Here is a 14,437-nt window from a genome sequence, read left to right on the forward strand (position 1 = left end):
TAGCGCAGATCCCGATATCAAGCCGTTCGCAGTGCTGACGCTGCGAGCGGTTTACCTTGCCGATATTCTCTTCATCACGCATCCTGCAAAGTCAGATGCACAGAGTGCCCAGTTTGCAGTGGCACGACACTCTTTCGGCAGATCAACGCCTCAATCGAGATATTTGCGACCATCAGTGTTGGGAGGATCGCGGTGAGAACTTTATACCAAGGCGAGATCTTCGCCGACTACTTCCAGCTCTATCTGCGCGACGAGGCGCACTGCGAATTGCCGAATGACTATACCGAAGACAGCATGGCCCGACGTCTCATGGTCGGACCGACTGGAATCATAGTTCATACCGTGCGCAACATGGACGTGACCGTGTGTATTGAATGGCACGACCAGCGTCCTAAACCCGATCTCGATAGCTTTCACCAGGTGGTAGATGCCGGGTTCAATTGCCCCACGGGTCAGCTCATAGTCGCGGGCATGACTGACGACGAAGCAACATCACCTCGCCTGACCGTGACCCCAGGGCCGCTTGGGGTGCGCGTCAGCTGGTCGGGCCTTGACACATTGAGCGAAGACGGGCTCGACGGAGAAGATCAATATCTTCTGCAGCTTTGGCCGGAAGCAGGACCTGTCGCTTTACAGGTCCTGAAAGCGTGGCCTGCAACGGAGAGCTAGAGCAAACCTCTCCATTCAAGCCAACAAAAATGGCCGATCCGCTTGTTACCTAGGACTGTGGCTCCAGAACCAGCAGTTCCTCGAAATGGTTCATGTCCTCGAAGCTGCAAAAGGCCGGTGGCCGGAGCGCAAGGATTGGCGCACGCTGCCGGATCTCCTCGACGACCTCCGCCAGGAACGGCTGCCACGCCATCATCGTCTCATCGTCGAAACGCTCGGTCATATAGGCAAAGGTGATGTGAAAGCTGTAAGTCTCGTGATCGGGATGGCGATAGCCGAGCAGATCGGCCAGTCGATCCCGCCACGAGCGGAGCGCCGCCCGATCCGCCTCCGAGACGCCCTCCAGCGTCAACCCGTTCGGCGTCGCTGCCACCACCTGCATCTGGAATGCTTGTCCCGGTTCAAAACCGGCAAGGCGATCGAGGAAGATCGCGGTCATGTCATCGATCGGCGTTTCCAGCGGCACATCCGCCGGCCAATAGGGCAATCGGCGTCTATATTCGATAATGCCCTGGAACAGCGTCATGTGCAGGCTGGATTCGGCTGTGAATGCGAGGCGCTCGCTGCCGGGCATGGCACGATAACGCTCCCGGACCTCCTGCAGCACGGCCTCCGTCTCGGACCCCGCCTGCAGGTGACAAACCATCGTATTGCCCGGCTCGGGCAGGAAAATTCCAGCCGATGAGTAGCGTGTGCCCAGATGTGCCAGAAGGGCATCATCAATAGGGTCGACAGTAGCATCGTGAAGATTCGACGGCTTTGGAGCGTTCATTTTAGACCTCGCAGTGACGGAGGTCTTTGCGCTATCAGCAACGTGCAAAAGGACTATGACGAGAAATCGCGAAAACGGAACGCTTAAGTTAGAGCAACGATACCGGGTATGCGGCTACGCGCGATCACAAGGGTGGTTACAAGTGCCAAAGTCGCCACGACAATGCCGGCTATGACATCAACCAGATAGTGGCCACCATGCGTGACGGTCGAGATCAGCATGAGCACGTTGAGGGTCAGGACCGGATACCTCAGCACGCGTTGCCCAAACGACGCAACGGTACATATGATAGCCACAGCCGTATGCACCGACGGAAAAGTGAGGATCCCTTGGGCCGTCGCAAGCGACAGGGTGAACTCTGAATTTGCGCGTACCGCATTGAACTCGGACAGAAACGCGTATCCATAATACAGATTCACCGATGGCAGACGCTGAGAAGCCAGATCGTAGGAGATGTGAGCACCGACAGCCGGAAACCAGATGGAGATGAGGCTCGCAACCACCCCCGCAAGCCCATAGCTAAGGACAAGCGTGTAAGCCGAAGCCGGCGAGCCCAAAACGATTAGCAAGATCGGCAACACAAGAAGCTGTAGAGAGAAGGACGAGTACGCGTACATGAGCATCGAGCTCAGCACGGGCATGTTGTTGACCATCGTGACGATATCAAATGCGTTGAAACCGAGCCACCGGTCGGCATCTGCAAGCGCGGCATCGACAAGAGGGCGGTCAAGCGAAATGGCGAGGTAGGAGGCAAGCAACACCACGACGGACAGCACGATGCCGCTACACAGCACCTCCAGTATCAGAGAGGCCGTCCCCATAACTCTGCGCCGGGTAAAGAGCGCACCAACGACCAGCAGGGGTACCGTGAAGAACACTGCCCCAAACGAAGCAACGTCCAGCCTTAGCTTAGAGAGCAGTGTGATTGCGACAATCGCAATGACGTTGCATACTGTGTAGATCGGAAGTGCGCACCGTAGGTTTGCCAAATCGCGTGACATTCGGCTCCACTCCGAGCGCTCTGCTTAGGTGAAGGAACGATCGTATCATTCCCTTAAAATTCCGTTGGAGACGTATACACGCAACGTCTGGCAACACAGGATGACAAAGATTTTGGCCAGGCGCGATGCACCCCCAAACAGGTGCCAACCGCATTGGGCGGGAGTTGCCGACACATTGCGGAAGTTTTTCCGGTAGTTTCTGTAAAAACGGGGTTTCTTCCGTCCGGACATTTCCCTATAAGCCGCTTCTAGCCTGAAAAGACCATCTCTCTGCGCCCGGCCGGTGACCTCCCTCACCCAGGCCGGTTTTTCGCGCAGGTCAAAGAACGGATAGAGCCATGCCAAAGCGCCAAGATATCAAGTCCATCCTCATCATTGGCGCAGGCCCGATCGTCATTGGCCAGGCATGTGAATTCGACTATTCCGGCACCCAGGCCGTTAAGGCGCTGAAGGAAGAGGGATACCGGGTCATCCTGGTCAACTCCAACCCGGCCACCATCATGACCGATCCGGGTCTCGCCGACGCCACATATGTCGAGCCGATCACCCCTGAAGTGGTCGCCAAGATCATCGCCAAGGAGCGTCCCGACGCGCTGCTGCCGACGATGGGTGGCCAGACGGCGCTCAACACTGCGCTTTCCTTGAAGCGCATGGGTGTTCTCGACCGCTACAATGTCGAGATGATCGGGGCCAAGCCCGCCGCCATCGACATGGCCGAAGATCGCGCCCTCTTCCGCGAAGCCATGGCGCGCATCGGCCTTGAAACCCCGAAGTCGATGCTCGCCAACGCGACCGAAATCAAGGACGCCGACCGCAAGACCCATGAAGCCGCCCGCGCCGAATTGCGCGCCAAGCTCTCCGGCGCAGAGCTGGACAAGGCGCTTGATGAGCTGGAAAACCAGTGGAACCTCGGCGAAACCGACCGCAAGCAGCGCTACATGGCCCATGCCATGGCGATCGCCGCCCAGGCGCTTGATCATGTCGGCCTGCCCGCCATCATCCGCCCCTCCTTCACCATGGGCGGCACCGGCGGCGGCATTGCCTACAACCGCTCGGAATTCTACGAGATCATCAATTCCGGTCTCGACGCCTCGCCGACCACGGAAGTCCTGATCGAGGAATCCGTCCTGGGCTGGAAGGAATATGAAATGGAAGTCGTCCGCGACAAGGCGGACAACTGCATCATCATCTGCTCGATCGAGAACATCGACCCGATGGGCGTCCACACGGGCGATAGTATCACGGTCGCGCCGGCGCTGACGCTGACCGACAAGGAATACCAGATCATGCGCAACGCCTCGATCGCGGTTCTGCGCGAGATCGGCGTTGAAACCGGCGGTTCGAACGTGCAGTTCGCCGTCAACCCGGCCGATGGCCGCCTCGTCGTCATCGAAATGAACCCGCGCGTTTCGCGCTCGTCCGCTCTCGCATCCAAGGCCACCGGCTTCCCGATCGCCAAGGTCGCCGCCAAGCTCGCCGTCGGCTATACGCTGGACGAACTCGACAACGACATCACCGGCGGCGCCACACCGGCCTCGTTCGAGCCGTCGATCGACTACGTCGTCACCAAGATCCCGCGTTTCGCCTTCGAAAAATTCCCCGGTGCCGAACCGACGCTGACGACAGCGATGAAGTCGGTCGGCGAAGTCATGGCCATCGGCCGCACCTTTGCCGAATCCCTGCAGAAAGCCCTGCGCGGTCTCGAAACTGGCCTCACCGGCCTCGACGAAATCGAGATCCCGGGCCTCGGCCAGGGTGACGACAAGAACGCCATCCGCGCCGCCATCGGCACCCCGACGCCCGACCGCCTGCGCATGGTGGCCCAGGCGCTGCGCCTCGGCATGTCGCCGGAAGAGGTCCATGAGGGCTGCAAGATCGATCCCTGGTTCATCGCCCAGTTCAAGGCGATCGTGGACATGGAAGCCCGCGTCCGCGAACACGGCCTGCCGGATGACGCTGAAAATCTGCGCTCGCTGAAAGCCATGGGCTTCTCCGACGCCCGCCTTGCCTCGCTGTCCGGCAAGCGCCCGAAGGAAGTCGCGGAACTGCGCAACGGCCTCGGCGTTCGCCCGGTCTTCAAGCGCATCGACACCTGTGCTGCCGAATTCGCCTCGCCCACCGCCTATATGTACTCGTCCTACGAGACCCCCTTCGTCGGCCAACTGCGCTCGGAAGCCCAGGTGTCCGACCGCAAGAAGGTCGTCATCCTCGGCGGCGGCCCGAACCGCATCGGCCAGGGCATCGAGTTCGACTATTGCTGCTGCCATGCCGCCTTCGCGCTCAAGGATGCCGGCTTTGAAGCGATCATGGTCAACTGCAACCCGGAAACCGTCTCGACCGACTACGACACCTCCGACCGTCTCTATTTCGAGCCGCTGACGGCCGAAGACGTGATCGAGATCCTGCGCGCCGAGCAGGAAAAGGGTGAAGTTGTCGGCGTCATCGTTCAGTTCGGCGGCCAGACCCCGCTGAAGCTCGCCGAAGCGCTCGAAAAGAACGGCATCCCGATCCTCGGCACCGCGCCCGACATGATCGACCTCGCCGAAGACCGCGATCGTTTCCAGAAGCTTCTGATGAAGCTCGATTTGAACCAGCCGAACAACGGCATCGCCTATTCGGTCGAACAGGCCCGCCTGGTCGCGACCGAAATCGGCTTCCCGCTGGTCGTGCGCCCGTCTTATGTGCTCGGCGGCCGCGCCATGCAGATCATCCATTCGGAATCGATGCTGCAGTCCTACCTGCTCGACACGGTGCCGGGTCTCGTGCCCGAGGACATCAAGCAGCGCTATCCGAACGACAAGACCGGCCAGATCAACACGCTGCTCGGCAAGAACCCGCTCCTGTTCGACAGCTATCTGACCAATGCGATCGAAGTCGACGTCGATGCGCTCTGCGACGGCGAGACCGTCTTCGTCTCCGGCATCATGGAGCATATCGAGGAAGCCGGCATCCATTCGGGTGACAGTGCCTGCTCGCTGCCCTCCCGTTCGCTCTCCAAGGCAACGCTCGACGAACTGGAACGCCAGACGGCCGCCATGGCCAAGGCGCTCAATGTCGGCGGCCTGATGAACGTCCAGTACGCCATCAAGGACGACGTCATCTACGTGCTCGAAGTCAACCCGCGCGCCTCGCGCACGGTGCCTTTCGTGGCGAAGACCATCGGCGCCCCGATCGCCAAGATCGCCGCCCGCATCATGACCGGCGAGAAGCTCGACGACGCGATCGCCGCCTACGGCAAGAAACCCGATCCGCGCAACCTCAAGCACATCGCCGTCAAGGAAGCCGTCTTCCCCTTTGCCCGCTTCCCCGGCGTCGACACGCTGCTTGGCCCCGAAATGCGCTCGACCGGCGAAGTCATGGGCCTCGACACCGATTTTGCGCTCGCCTTCGCCAAGAGCCAGCTCGGCGCCTCCGTCGAACTGCCGCGTGATGGCACGGTCTTCGTCTCGGTTCGCGATGAGGACAAGGTCCGCGCCCTGCCCGCGATCCTGATCCTGACCCAGATCGGCTTCAAGGTCATGGCAACCGGTGGCACCCAGCGCTTCCTCGCCGAAAACGACATTCCGGCGATCAAGATCAACAAGGTGCTGGAAGGACGTCCGCATATCGAGGATGCGATCCGCAACCGTCAGGTCCAGTTGGTCATCAACACGACCGACGGCAACAAGGCGATCTCGGACTCGAAATCGCTGCGCCGCGCGGCCCTGATGCAGAAGGTGCCCTACTACACGACCATGGCCGGCGCCCTTGCCGCCGCCGAAGCCATCCGCGCGCTCAAAGGCGGCCAGCTCGAGGTTCGTCCGCTGCAGAGTTATTTCTGAGGCCAACAAATGAAGCCGCTCCATTTCACCCTCCATACGGAAACGGTGATTTCGGAGCGGCAACTCGATCGAGCATGGATCGAGCTTACGGTCCGCGACCCGGAGTGGGCGGAGGCAGATCCCTCCGGTCCGCCGACTGAGCGGCGTTACCGGCGCGTCCCGGAACGCGAGGAGCGGATTTTGCGGGTAATCTGCTTGGAAACCGCGACCGAAATCCGTATCATCACGGCATTCCTCGATCGCAAGGCACGGATGCCCCGATGAAGCCGAAGCTTGAATATGATGCCGCCGCCGATGCGGCCTATATCCGCTTCTCCACCGAGCCGGTTCTGGAGACAGAGGAAGTGTCGAAGGGCATCATGCTTGACTACGATCGTGATGGCCGGATCGTCGGCCTCGAGGTTCTGAACGCATCCGCAAACCTGCCAGCCGCAGCACTTGAGGATGCCGCCTGAAGCCTTGCCAGACGCCTGATGTCCGCGCTGTCGCCAGACTTTCCTTTGCTTCAAAGTGCATTTGCCCGGTCACTTGACGGCCAACATCATATTTTGTATTTACCCGATCAGTTAATTAACCGATCGGCTAATTCTATGCCAGCAGATCCCTTGTCGGAAACCCTCTTCGCCCTCGCCGATCCAACGCGACGCGCCATCCTCGCCCGCCTGTCCACCGGCGAGGCCACCGTCAACGAACTGGCTGAACCCTTCGCCATGAGTCTGCCGGCCGTCTCCAAACATCTGAAGGTTCTGGAGCGTGCCAAGCTGATCTCGCGCAGCCGCACGGCCCAATGGCGCCCCTGCCGGCTGGAGCCGGAACCCTTGAAAGCTGTCGACAGCTGGGTTGGCGACTATCGCAAACTCTGGGAACACCGTCTGGACAGGCTGGAAGACTATCTGGCCACACTGCAATCGACCCCTGACGACACGGGAGACACGCCATGACCGACAAACTGGAAATCCTCAACGACCGCCTGTTTCCCGTCGACGCCCCGACCCTGTTCGGCGCCTTCGCCGATCCGGACACGCTGAAGGACTGGTGGGGACCGCACGACTTTACCAACCGCATCGACGAATTCGACTTCCGCGAAGGCGGCAGTTGGCGCATCACCATGACCGCCTCCAACGGCACGGATTTCGACAACCACTCGACCTTTCAAGAAATCGTTCCGAATAGCCGCATCGTCTTTCTGCATCACGAACCCATGCATGTCTTCACCATGGAAATGACCTACGTGGCCGAAGACAGCGGCACGCGGCTCCATTGGCGCATGCTGTTTGAGCCGACGGACGAGAACCGCGAGCTCGAAAAATTCATCCGCGCCGCCAACGAGCAGAATTTCGACCGCCTTGAAGCCGTTTTGGCCAAAGACGAGGGAGCATCCGCGAAATGACCATGGCAATCGACCCCGCCCGCATCATCGAAGTGGACCGACTGGTCTCCGCCCCGATCGATCTCGTCTTCCAGATGTTCACCGATCCGCACCACATCGACCAGTGGTGGGGACCGAACGGCTTCCGCAACGAGACCCACGAAATGGATTTTTCCGTCGGCGGCCTCTGGCGCTACACGATGCACGGCCCCGACGGCAAGGACTGGCCGAACTGGATCCGCTACCAGGATATCACCCCGCCGACCCGCATTGCCTATGAACACGGTGGCGAGATGGGCGAACCGGCCCATTTCCACGGCGTGATCACGCTTCAGCCTGACGGCGGCAAGACCCGTGTGACGATCACGCTGATCTTCCCGACACCCGAAGCGCGGAACGCAACCCTGAAGTTCGGCGCCGTCGAAGGCGGTCACCAGACGCTGGCGCGCCTGGACGGTTACATCACCGGTCGGATGGCGTGAAACTGCAACGACGGCAGGGTGCGACCGGGCAAGATCCCATCACGCCTGAAAACAGGTTCCATCAAAATTTCATATTTGCCTAAACCGGCGCATCACGGCACTGTGCCGCCGGATAATGGGGGAGGTCTGGATGTCTGCTGCGATCGAGGGTGGCGCCGAAAAGGCAACCCGCCGGGAATGGATTGGTCTCCTGATCCTCTCCATTGCCTGCCTGATCTATTCGATGGACCTCTCGGTTCTCTTTCTCGCCATGCCCGCGATCGTTGCCGACCTCGATCCGTCGGCCACCCAGCTTTTGTGGATCAATGACATCTACGGCTTCATGGTCGCCGGCTTCCTCGTCACCATGGGCACGCTGGGCGACCGAATCGGCCGCCGCAAGGTGCTCCTCATCGGCGCCTTCTTCTTCGCTGTAGCGTCCGTCTTCGCCGCTTTCGCCCATACCGCCTCGACGCTGATCGTCGCCCGCGCCCTGCTCGGCATCGCCGGGGCCACGATCGCCCCCTCCACCCTGTCGCTCGTCGTCAACCTCTTCCGCGACGAGAGCGAACGCAATCGCGCGATCAGCATCTGGGGCACGGCCTTTGCGCTCGGCGGCCTGATCGGCCCGCTCATTGGCGGCGTGCTGCTCCAGTATTTTCACTGGGGCTCGGTCTTTCTCATCAACGTGCCGATCATGGCCGCGCTGCTTGCCAGTGCACCCTTCCTGCTGCCGGAATACAGGGATGAAAAGGCCGGACGTCTCGATCTCCTGAGCGTCGCGCTCTCACTCCTGACCGTCCTGCCGATCGTCTACGGCTTCAAGAAAATGGCAGCCGAAGGTTTCGAGCCGATCCAGCTCGTGCCGATCCTGTTCGGTTTCGCCGTCGGCATCGTCTTCGTCAGGCGCCAGAAGGTGCTCGAACACCCGATGATCGACCTCGCCTTGTTCAAGATCCCGGCCTTCACCGCGTCGCTGATGGTCAATCTTGCCGGCGTCTTCTTCATCTTCGGCCTCTTCCTCTTCCAGAACCTCTTCCTGCAGCTTGTGATCGGCCTCACACCGCTCAAGGCCGCCCTCTGGTCCATCCCCTCATCGCTGGTCTTCACCGTGATGTCGTTCCAGGCCTGGCGGGTGACCAACCGGTTAGGACCCGTCCGCACGGTCCTGCTGGGCCTTGTCGTCAATGCGCTCGGCACCGGTCTCATGGCGATCGCCGCATGGAACTCCAGTCTCGTTGGCGTACTCGGGGCGAGCATCGTCATGGGCCTCGGCTTCGTGCCGGTTATCCTCACGACGACAGGCCTGATCGTTGGCACGGCCCCGCCGGAGCGGGCCGGCTCCGCCTCCGCCATTTCGGAAACCAGTGCGGAATTCGGCGGTGCACTCGGTGTCGCGGTCCTCGGCAGCCTCGGCACGCTGTTCTACCGCTTTGGCATGCAGAATGCAGATCTGGCCGCGCTGTCACCTTCAGACCGCGACTCCGTCACCTCGGCGCTCGGCACCGCGCTCGAAGTTGCCCGCGCCACCGGCAACGAAGCCGCCCCATGGCTGCAACTGGCCCGCACCAGCTATGCCGGCGGCTTCGCGCTTTGCTGCGCGCTGGCCACGGTTACGCTGCTGCTGCTCGCCGCCATCGCGGCGCGGGTTTACGCGAAAACGGAAATCGATCTCGACGCGGCGGCTTCCAGCCACGACCATTGACCTCCTTACCCGGTCGCAGCTCTGATCCCCACCGTCCTGCAGGACGGCGGTCGAAGGCGTGAGGTCGCGCCGGAAACGAGCCTGCGCCCGGCTTTTAGTGCCCCGACGTCGACAGGGTCTCGGAAAGCCGTTTCACACCGACAAGATCCGACCGAAACGCCGTGAGACTGCGCGCCCTCAAGTCTTCATTCGGCATCCTGAGGATCGCCGCCGGATGGGTGGTGACCAGCAGCATGCGGTTGTCCTGCATCGGGATCGGCATGCTCCTGACCTCAGCGATCGGTCGGCTTTCCCCGGTCAGCGACAGATAGGCCGTTGCCCCCAGGGCCACCACAATCCGCGGCCGGATGATCTCGATCTCCTTGGCCAGCCACCAGCGGCAATGGGCGACTTCGCCTGCCTCCGGGCGCATATGGATACGTCGCTTGCCGCGCCGCTCGTATTTGAAGTGCTTCACCGCATTAGTGACGTAAGCTTGGTGGCGGTCGATCCCAGCAACCGCGACGGCCTCGTCGAACACCTTGCCGGCCGGACCGATGAACGGCTTTCCGGCGAGGTCCTCGGTGTCTCCCGGCTGTTCACCCACGAACATCACGGAGGCATTTTCAGGCCCCTCCCCGAACACCGTCTGCGTCGCATGACAGTGTAGCGGGCAGCGCGTGCAGGTGGACGCCTCCCGCCGCAGCCGTTCCAGTGGCGGCAGATCGGCACCGTCGCCCTTCTCCCGCCCCTGCCATTGCGCCTGCAAGCGCTCGTGAAAGGCCGGCGCCTGGCTCGCCTCCCTTGCCGCCATCTCCGCCACCCGCTTCTCGGCACCGGCGATCAGATCCGGAATGAGCGAGGCCTCGGGCATGTTCTTCCAGTATTTTTTCGGCATCTCCGACTGCATCGCCCGGATCTTCACCCGCGCCGGGTTGAAGATATTGGCGAAATAGGTGCGCCAGAGCTCATCCGTCTCATCCTCGGCTTCCGGCCGCGCGGCCGGTTCGCCCGCCGTTTTCAGCACCTGCCCGTTCCACGCCGCCGAACCTTTCGGCGTTGCGATCAGCCAGTCCATGTCGGTGAAACGGCGCTGGAAGAAGCCGGCCGTGCGCGCAACGATGAAATGCTCCGGCTCGAACCAGGCCACGAAACGCCGACGCCCTGCCTGAACCGCCTCAACCTCGCGGAAACGGACAAAGGCCGTCATCTTGTGGCTGTCGCGCCTGATGTTCTTGATCATGCCACGCAGCATCACGACGTCAGGATCCGATGTCACCTCCAGCAAGGTACGCTCCGCACCGATCCGCCAGAGCAGCCGGTAGAGCAGATCGAATCGCAGGGGATCACTGTGGCAGACGGCCGCTTCCGCCGCCGCCAGAAAACCTTTCGGCACCGACAATGGCGCTGATCCGGCTGCCGCTCGCGGTGTTGAGACTGCAGCCTGCCCAAAGAGGTACCCCGGACTTTGGCCCGTCTGCCAAAACACATCCTGTGGCGCTACGCCGTCGGTAAGCAGTGCTCGCGCCGCCTCTCGCCACTCGGTAAAATCCCCGCGTCCCGCCAGCGTGACCTCGCGCATCAGAGCAGAGACAGCTGTTCCGGCGGAGGGGCGAATGCAGCCCTCAGGTCGGATCGGTCAAGGCGCTGATGCGGCGACCAGCCCTCAGCCGTGATGAAGGAGCGTACTTTTTTCAAGGAGACACCGAGCCGTGCCAGATCCTCCAACCGAACGGTGCGATGCCTGCGTGCTGAAACCAGCGCATTGACCGTCTTCGTGCCGAATCCGGGCACCCGAAGCAGCGTCTCCTTGTCGGCCTTGTTGACATCGACCGGAAACCGGTCGCGATTGGCAAGTGCCCAGGCGAGCTTGGGGTCGAGTTCGAGATCCAGCATGCCGCCTTCGCCGATCGAGGCAATCTCGTCGATGGAGAAGCCGTAGAAGCGGTAGAGCCAGTCGGCCTGGTAAAGCCGGTGCTCCCGCATCAAAGGTGGCTTGATCAGGGGCAGGTTTTTCGAGCTGTCGGGGATCGGGCTGAAGGCGGAATAATACACCCGTTTCAGCCCATAAGAACTGTAAAGCCGGGCGCTCGACCCAAGGATTGTCGCATCATCAGCCCCATCGGCCCCGACAATCATCTGCGTGCTCTGCCCACCCGGCACGAATGTCTTGCGTTTGCCGGAAAGCGTCGGCTCGCGCGCCTCTTCGATCTTCAGCCGCAGATCGGCCATGGACCGACGAATGTTGACCGGCCGCTTCTCCGGTGCATAGCGTTCCAGCCCGTGATCGGTCGGCAGTTCGATGTTGATCGACAGCCGGTCGGCATAGAGCCCCGCCTCTTCGACCAGATGGGCGGAAGCCTCGGGGATCGTCTTCAGATGGATATAGCCGCGAAAGCCGTGTTTGATGCGCAAATCCCTAGCGATCTTCACCATCTCCCCCATCGTGTCGTCAGAGGACCGAATGATGCCCGAAGAGAGGAACAGCCCCTCGATATAATTGCGCCGATAGAATTCGATGGTCAGCCAGACCACCTCGTCCGGCGTGAAGCGTGCGCGCTCGACATTGCTGGACGACCGGTTGATGCAATAGGCGCAGTCATAGATGCAGAAATTGGTAAGCAGGATCTTCAAAAGCGAGATGCACCGGCCATCGGGCGCATAGGCATGGCAAATGCCGGATCCTTCGGTTGATCCGAGCCCGCCCGAAGCCTTGGAGTCCCGTCGCGTCGTACCGCTGGAGGCACAGGACGCGTCATACTTGGCCGCATCCGAGAGAATGGCCAGCCGGTCTTTCAGCGATTTCTTCATAAGAATGTTCACTATATGTTCTATCAATCTTCGTCAAGAATGACGGCTGCGACAAACCGTCCGCCGTGCCGACAAATCAGAGAGATCGCCGCATTTTAGGGCCAATCCGACAGATTGTTGCAATGATAACAAGGACAACGGACGGTTTGTCCGAAACCTCTGGAAATTGCGCGAAGCATTCTGCTATAGTGATTGCAACCTGATTTGTGACACGGTTCCGCAGCTTTGCTTCGGAACCTGTTTTCTTTTGTGCCCGCGCCTGCGGCCAAAGAGACGAAGGAAGAAGAAATGGTAGAAAAGGTACCGATGACGCAGAACGGCTTTGCCAAGCTCAGCGAAGAGCTGCGCTGGCGCCAGCAGGAGGAGCGTCCGCGCATCATCGAGGCAATCGCCGAAGCCCGCGCCCATGGCGACCTGTCGGAAAATGCCGAATATCACGCCGCCAAGGAAGCCCAGAGCCACAATGAAGGCCGCGTGGGCGAGCTTGAAGACCTGATTGCCCGCGCCGAAGTGATCGACCTCTCCAAGATGTCCGGCTCGAAGATCAAGTTCGGCGCCACCGTCAAGCTGATCGACGAGGACACGGACGAAGAAAAGACCTATCAGATCGTCGGCGACCAGGAAGCCGACGTGAAGGCTGGCCGCATCTCGATTTCGTCCCCGATCGCGCGTGCGCTGATCGGCAAGGAAGCTGGCGACAGCATCGAAGTGGTCGCGCCCGGAGGCTCGAAGGCCTACGAGATCCTCGCGGTCAACTGGGGCTGATGGACTGGTTCTGCTGATGCCGAAGACGAAGAACAACGTGGATCTCGACGAGATCCACGTGATCGCGCCGAACTTCAAGCAGCGTCTTTCCGGCGTCACCTCGACGATCATCCAACTGGTTCCCGTCCAGAACCGTCTCGGCCAGAAGGTCGCGGTTCTCGGACCGGGCCTTCCCTCTGACCTGCCGCATCTGCGTTTCCGCGACCTGTGGAAACTCTGGCGTCCGCCGGAGGGTCACACGCACCGCGTCTGGCATGCCCGCCGCAACATCGAGATGTTGCCTGGCATCATCCTGCGCGACCTCCTGCGCATGCCTCTGAAACTCGTTTTCACATCCGCATCGCAGCGCAAGCATTCCGGCTGGACGAAGTTCCTGATCCGCCAGATGGACGCCGTGATCGCCACCAGCGCCAAGACCTCGGCCTATCTCGAAGTGCCCAACACCGTGGTCATGCACGGCATCGACTGCGAGACGTTTCGGCCGGCGGAAGACAAGGCCGAGGCCAAGCGTGTCTGCGGCCTTGCGCCAAACCTTCGCTACATCGGCTGTTTCGGCCGCGTCCGCCACCAGAAGGGCACGGACCTCTTCGTCGACGCCATGATCGCGGCCCTCCCCCGACACCCCGGTTGGGCAGCCATCGTCGCTGGCCGCGCCACGCCCCAGCACCAGGCCTTTGAGGATGAGCTCAAGGCGAAGGTGGCGGCGGCAGGCCTCGCCGACCGCATCCTCTTCGTCGGCGAACACACGGATATCGCCAACTGGTATCGGACCCTTGACCTCTTTATCGCGCCCCAACGCTGGGAAGGTTTCGGCCTCACCCCCCTGGAAGCCATGGCCACCGGTGTGCCTGTGGTCGCCACGGATGTGGGGGCGTTTTCGGAGCTGGTAATACAGGGAGAGACGGGCACCGTCATTCCCGCAGGCGACTTGCCCGGCATGATTGCCGCTGCATCCGCTCTGCTGGAGGATCCCGACGTCATCGACCAACAGGGCAGGAGTGGTCGGCGTCATGTCACGCAGAGATTTGCGCTCGAAGGCGAAGCAACATCTCTTGGCGGCCTCTATCGCAGAGTTGCTATATAA

At 61.2% G+C, this 14,437-nt stretch carries 14 protein-coding genes; 10 read left to right on the forward strand and 4 right to left on the reverse strand.

Features of this window, described 5'->3' with window-relative positions; all coding sequences use genetic code 11:
• Window positions 1-192 precede the first annotated feature (192 nt).
• A complete protein-coding gene (locus DMY87_RS08570; RefSeq protein ID WP_110790856.1) occupies window positions 193-669 on the forward strand; it encodes a hypothetical protein in 477 nt (158 codons plus the stop codon).
• A 49-nt stretch (window positions 670-718) separates the two neighbouring features.
• Here the strand turns inward: DMY87_RS08570 and DMY87_RS08575 are convergent, their stop codons facing one another.
• Together DMY87_RS08575 and DMY87_RS08580 are read right to left on the reverse strand one after the other, a co-directional pair.
• Window positions 719-1,441 (reverse strand): DUF1868 domain-containing protein, encoded by a 723-nt coding sequence (locus tag DMY87_RS08575; protein WP_110790857.1) that lies wholly within the window; start codon window positions 1,439-1,441, stop codon window positions 719-721.
• An 83-nt stretch (window positions 1,442-1,524) separates the two neighbouring features.
• Window positions 1,525-2,442, reverse strand: a complete 918-nt coding sequence (locus DMY87_RS08580) for a phosphatase PAP2 family protein (protein WP_110790858.1) — start codon at window positions 2,440-2,442, stop codon at window positions 1,525-1,527.
• 338 nt (window positions 2,443-2,780) lie between these two features.
• Between DMY87_RS08580 and carB the strand changes: the two genes are divergently transcribed.
• The 7 genes from carB to DMY87_RS08615 all read left to right on the forward strand — a co-directional run bounded on the left by carB (window position 2,781) and on the right by DMY87_RS08615 (window position 9,798).
• Window positions 2,781-6,263, forward strand: coding sequence for a carbamoyl-phosphate synthase large subunit (carB, locus tag DMY87_RS08585; RefSeq protein ID WP_110790859.1), 3,483 nt, complete (start codon window positions 2,781-2,783; stop codon window positions 6,261-6,263).
• Window positions 6,264-6,272: 9 nt separating this feature from the next.
• Window positions 6,273-6,527, forward strand: a complete 255-nt coding sequence (locus tag DMY87_RS08590) for a DUF4258 domain-containing protein (RefSeq protein WP_110790860.1) — start codon at window positions 6,273-6,275, stop codon at window positions 6,525-6,527.
• Window positions 6,524-6,718: a DUF2283 domain-containing protein gene (locus tag DMY87_RS08595; protein ID WP_110790861.1), complete on the forward strand. Its 195-nt coding sequence runs from the start codon at window positions 6,524-6,526 to the stop codon at window positions 6,716-6,718. The genes DMY87_RS08590 and DMY87_RS08595 overlap by 4 nt, the downstream gene beginning before the upstream one ends.
• Window positions 6,719-6,853: 135 nt before the next feature.
• Window positions 6,854-7,204: an ArsR/SmtB family transcription factor gene (locus tag DMY87_RS08600; protein ID WP_110790862.1), complete on the forward strand. Its 351-nt coding sequence runs from the start codon at window positions 6,854-6,856 to the stop codon at window positions 7,202-7,204.
• Window positions 7,201-7,653 carry an SRPBCC domain-containing protein gene (locus DMY87_RS08605; RefSeq protein ID WP_110790863.1) on the forward strand — a complete coding sequence of 151 codons (453 nt, stop codon included), beginning with the start codon at window positions 7,201-7,203 and terminating at the stop codon, window positions 7,651-7,653. The genes DMY87_RS08600 and DMY87_RS08605 overlap by 4 nt, the downstream gene beginning before the upstream one ends.
• On the forward strand, window positions 7,650-8,114 hold the full coding sequence (locus tag DMY87_RS08610; RefSeq protein WP_110790864.1) for an SRPBCC family protein: 465 nt from the start codon (window positions 7,650-7,652) through the stop codon (window positions 8,112-8,114). Before DMY87_RS08605 ends, DMY87_RS08610 begins: the two co-directional genes overlap by 4 nt.
• A 130-nt stretch (window positions 8,115-8,244) precedes the next feature.
• The gene (locus DMY87_RS08615; RefSeq protein WP_110790865.1) at window positions 8,245-9,798 is read left to right on the forward strand and encodes an MFS transporter; all 1,554 of its coding nucleotides are present in this window, start codon (window positions 8,245-8,247) and stop codon (window positions 9,796-9,798) included.
• Window positions 9,799-9,892: 94 nt separating this feature from the next.
• Here the strand turns inward: DMY87_RS08615 and DMY87_RS08620 are convergent, their stop codons facing one another.
• Entirely contained in the window at window positions 9,893-11,359 is a 1,467-nt protein-coding gene (locus DMY87_RS08620; RefSeq protein WP_110790866.1) for a UdgX family uracil-DNA binding protein, read from the reverse strand.
• Window positions 11,359-12,588, reverse strand: coding sequence for a putative DNA modification/repair radical SAM protein (locus DMY87_RS08625; protein ID WP_110790867.1), 1,230 nt, complete (start codon window positions 12,586-12,588; stop codon window positions 11,359-11,361). The genes DMY87_RS08620 and DMY87_RS08625 overlap by 1 nt, the downstream gene beginning before the upstream one ends.
• A gap of 288 nt (window positions 12,589-12,876) precedes the next feature.
• Between DMY87_RS08625 and greA the strand changes: the two genes are divergently transcribed.
• Entirely contained in the window at window positions 12,877-13,353 is a 477-nt protein-coding gene (greA, locus tag DMY87_RS08630) for a transcription elongation factor GreA (RefSeq protein WP_110790868.1), read from the forward strand.
• A gap of 16 nt (window positions 13,354-13,369) precedes the next feature.
• Window positions 13,370-14,437, forward strand: a complete 1,068-nt coding sequence (locus DMY87_RS08635; protein WP_110790869.1) for a glycosyltransferase family 4 protein — start codon at window positions 13,370-13,372, stop codon at window positions 14,435-14,437.

This window comes from Peteryoungia wuzhouensis (genome assembly GCF_003205195.1).
Classification (GTDB): Bacteria; Pseudomonadota; Alphaproteobacteria; order Rhizobiales; family Rhizobiaceae; genus Allorhizobium; species Allorhizobium wuzhouense.